This is a genomic window from Melaminivora alkalimesophila, assembly GCF_000282995.1.
Classification (GTDB): domain Bacteria; phylum Pseudomonadota; class Gammaproteobacteria; order Burkholderiales; family Burkholderiaceae_C; genus Melaminivora; species Melaminivora alkalimesophila.
In genome coordinates, this window is record NZ_ALEE01000072.1 from 1 (window position 1) to 1,938 (window position 1,938).

Here is a 1,938-nt window from a genome sequence, read left to right on the forward strand (position 1 = left end):
CGGGTCGGCGCGCAGCCCCTCGGGCGCCGCAGCCGCCAGCGGCGCCAGCGGGCGCGCCGACCACGCCAGCGCCCAATGGACCGCGCTGGCGCCCACGGCCAGCCACAGCACCAGCGTGGCCAACCGCACTCCCCAGGCCTGCCTCTTGTGTGTCACCATCGGGCGATTATTTATCATTGCCCGCCCATGCCTGGTCCTTCCTGCCTTTGCGCCGCCGCCGCCGCGCCGCTGCACCCCGGCAAGCGCCGCCGCGCCGCCGGCTTCACCCTGATCGAGCTGATGGTGGTGCTGGTCATCATTGGCGTGTTGGCCGCCCTCATCGTGCCCAACGTGCTCGACCGCGCCGACGACGCGCGCAGCACGGCGGCGCGCACCGACATCACGAACATCATGCAGGCGCTCAAGCTGTACCGCCTCGACAACCAGCGCTATCCCACGGCCGAGCAGGGCCTGCAGGCGCTGGTCGCCAAGCCCACGGCGGGGCCGATCCCGAACCACTGGCGCCCCTACCTGGAGAAGCTGCCGAACGACCCCTGGGGCCGCCCCTACCAGTACCTGAACCCGGGCATCCGGGGCGAGGTGGACGTCATGTCCTTCGGCGCCGACGGCCAGCCGGGGGGCGAGGGCAAGGATGCCGACATCGGCAGCTGGCAGTAGCCGTGGCCCGCGCGCCCGCTGTCCCAGGGGCTTTACGCTGCTGGAGCTGCTGGTGGTGCTGGCGATCATGGCCCTCGCCACTGCCGGGGCCACGCTGGCGCTGCGCGACCCCGGCGCCACGCAGCTGGCGCGCGAGGGCGAGCGGCTGGCGGCGTTGCTGGACGGCGCGCGCGCCCGCTCGCGCGCCTCGGGGGTGCCGGTGCGCTGGCGGGCCGATGCCTCGGGGTTTCGCTTCGAAGGCCTGCCGGGTGCCGCGGCGCAGGCGGGCGCCTGGCTGGACCCCCAGACCGGCGTGCGCGGGGCGGCAGAGCTGTGGCTGGGACCGGAGCCGCTGATCGGCGCCCAGCAGGTGGTGCTCGTCAACCGCGCCCATCCCGGGCAGGCCGTGGCGGTGGGCACCGATGGCCTGGGGCCGTTCACCGTGCAGGCGGCGCCGTGAGCCATGTCCGGGCCGCCGCGCGCGGCTTCACCCTGGTGGAGGTGCTGGTGGCGCTGGCGATCGTGGCGATCGCGCTGCTGGCCGGCAGCCAGGCCACCTCGGCGCTGGCGCGCAACGCGGCGCGGCAGACCGACGTGGTGCTGGCCCACCTGTGCGCACAGAACGAGCTGGTGCGCGTGCGGCTGGCGCGCCAGATGCCGCCCCTCGGCGACGAGGGGCGCAGCTGCACCCAGGCCGGCCACGTGTACGCGGTGACGGTCACGACCTCGCCCACGCCGAACCCGCAGTTTCGCCGCGTGGACGCCCAGGTGCACGATGGCACCCATCCGGTGCTGCGCCTGTCCACCATCGTGGGGCGCTACTGATGCGCGGATCGGCGGGCGGCCCGCGGGGCGGGCATGCACGGCGGGGCTTCACGCTGGTCGAACTGCTGGTGGCGCTGTTCGTCATGGCGTTGCTGGCGCTGGCCAGCTGGCGCGGGCTGGACGGCATGGTGCGCGCCCAGGAGCACACCCGCGCGCGCGCCGACGAGCTGCTGGCGCTGCAGGCGGTGCTGGCGCAGTGGTCGGCCGACCTGGACGCCCTGCTGCCGCTGGAGCACACCGAACCGATCGCCTGGGACGGGCAGGCGCTGCGCCTGACGCGGCGCGGCACGCAGCTGCCGGACGAGGGCGCGCTGGTGGTGGCCTGGGCACGCCGCAGCGCCGGCGCCCAGACCTATTGGCTGCGCTGGCAGTCGCCCCCCGTGCGCACGCGCGCCCAATGGGAGGCGGCATGGCAGCAGGCCGCACTGTGGGCGCGCACGCCCGGCGCCGCGCCGGGCAGCGAGGTGCGGCTGCTGC

4 protein-coding genes are annotated in these 1,938 nt (G+C 75.2%); all 4 read left to right on the top strand.

The window, feature by feature from the left end; all coding sequences use genetic code 11:
• The first annotated feature begins 186 nt into the window (after positions 1-186).
• The gene (gene gspG, locus A612_RS00870; RefSeq protein ID WP_019372733.1) at positions 187-657 is read left to right on the top strand and encodes a type II secretion system major pseudopilin GspG; all 471 of its coding nucleotides are present in this window, start codon (positions 187-189) and stop codon (positions 655-657) included.
• Positions 632-1,096: a prepilin-type N-terminal cleavage/methylation domain-containing protein gene (locus tag A612_RS00875; RefSeq protein ID WP_040435419.1), complete on the top strand. Its 465-nt coding sequence runs from the start codon at positions 632-634 to the stop codon at positions 1,094-1,096. The genes gspG and A612_RS00875 overlap by 26 nt, the downstream gene beginning before the upstream one ends.
• Positions 1,093-1,461: a type II secretion system minor pseudopilin GspI gene (gene gspI / locus A612_RS00880; protein ID WP_019372735.1), complete on the top strand. Its 369-nt coding sequence runs from the start codon at positions 1,093-1,095 to the stop codon at positions 1,459-1,461. The genes A612_RS00875 and gspI overlap by 4 nt, the downstream gene beginning before the upstream one ends.
• The coding region (locus tag A612_RS00885; protein ID WP_019372736.1) for a PulJ/GspJ family protein at positions 1,461-1,938 on the top strand (478 nt) is incomplete at its 3' end. The genes gspI and A612_RS00885, both read left to right, overlap by 1 nt.